Source organism: Candidatus Phytoplasma fabacearum, assembly GCF_030586805.1.
Classification (GTDB): domain Bacteria; phylum Bacillota_I; class Bacilli_A; order Acholeplasmatales; family Acholeplasmataceae; genus Phytoplasma; species Phytoplasma fabacearum.
Map to the genome: position 1 here is coordinate 1 of NZ_JAOSIM010000045.1, position 1,673 is coordinate 1,673.

Consider the following 1,673-nt stretch of genomic DNA (forward strand, 5'->3'; position numbering starts at 1 on the left):
AAAGAGAGTGAATTATGGAAAGCCGGATGCTGGGAAACTTGCTTGTCCGGTTTGGACGGGGGCTGATTGTAAATAAAACAGCAAGAACGAATTGCTGAATAAAACGCAATTAATCTATCCGTATTTTAGCACTTCGGCTAAAGTTATTAAAGTTTTTAACAATGGAATTGTTTTAGACAAAACTCCTTTTTATGCAGAAATGGGAGGACAAGTTTCAGATTTTGGTATGATTAATCAAAGTTATATCGAAAAAGTTATTAAATTACCTCGTGGGCAATTTTTGCACTATACTCAAGATTGTTTTGAATTAGGTCAACAAGTACAAACATGCATTGATTTGCAAAAAAGACATTTAATTTCTTTAAATCATACAGCGACACATTTATTACATTCTGCTTTAAAAATTTTATTTAATTCTGATATAAAACAATGTGGTTCTTTTTTGAATCATAAAATTTTAAAATTTGATTTTAATTATTATAAATCTTTATCTGTAGAAGATCTTATAACAATAGAAAACAAAATAAATTTATGGATTAATAAAAAATATCCTATAAATGTTAAAATAATGAATTTGGAAGAAGCTCAAGATCAAAAAATACAATTACTTGATCAAGTTGAGTATAATGATATTGTGAGAGTAATCGAAATTAATGACATTTCAACTCAATTATGTGGCGGAACCCATGCCTTTAATACTTTATTTTTGGAGAAATTTGCTATTTTATCTTATGCTTCTATCGGTTCTGGAATTTATAGAATTGAAGCAACAACGACTAATTATAATATTATTATGGGTTTTGATTCTAAAACTAAACATTTACGTATCCAAGAGGAAAAAATATTGCATAAAATAGAACAATTTTATCATGATTTGGACAATAAAATTAACATTCCTCAATTTAAAGAAACCAAAGATAGTTATAAAAGTATTTTTGTTTATAAAGAATATTATGAAGAATTACAAAAATTATGGTTACAAATGCAAAAACAAATTAATCAAAAAGCTATAATACAAATGATGAAAGAAGCTGAAAAGATTATACCTTCTAAAATAGAACCTTGCATGTTTTTGAGTTGTGATAATATTAATATTGACGAAAATATGTTGAAAAATCTTTTAGATTATTTAATACAAAAATTAAAAATTAATTTTTTATGTTTATATAAACAAAAACCTGAATATTTTATTTTAATTTGTAAAAGTAATATTGATAGTATTAACGCTAAAATGTTTATAAAACGTGTAAATCTCATTATCGAAGGAAAAGGTGGAGGAAATGCGAATTTTGCTAAAAGTGTTAGTTATAACAAGGAAAAATTAATAATATTGAAACAAGAATGGTTAAAATGTCTATAAAATCACAATTATATCGAAAAGAAAATTTTTTAGGTTTAGATTTAGGAGAAAAAACTTTGGGAATTTCATTTTCTCAATTTGGAATTATTGCCAAAAATTTAAAAACAATTAAATTCGAAAGGCATCAATATCATCAATTAATTCCACCTTTATCTAAAATAATTACTGAACTTAATATTAATACAATTATCTGGGCGCCAAAGAGGCCTAAATATCGTGTGATTTCACCAATCACCAGTGCGATAAACACTGTAAGGCTAAGAACGGTTCTTGAATGGAAACTCTCAAGAATTACAGCAGTTCTTAAAAGCGG

At 26.1% G+C, this 1,673-nt stretch carries 2 protein-coding genes; both read left to right on the forward strand.

Annotation, left to right across the window (positions count from 1 at the left end):
* The first annotated feature begins 91 nt into the window (after positions 1 to 91).
* Positions 92 to 1,360: an alanine--tRNA ligase-related protein gene (locus OC705_RS02480; RefSeq protein WP_304514064.1), complete on the forward strand. Its 1,269-nt coding sequence runs from the start codon at positions 92 to 94 to the stop codon at positions 1,358 to 1,360.
* Positions 1,351 to 1,673 (forward strand): RuvC family protein (locus OC705_RS02485; RefSeq protein WP_478219278.1); only part of this gene is annotated, 323 nt, incomplete at its 3' end. The genes OC705_RS02480 and OC705_RS02485, both read left to right, overlap by 10 nt.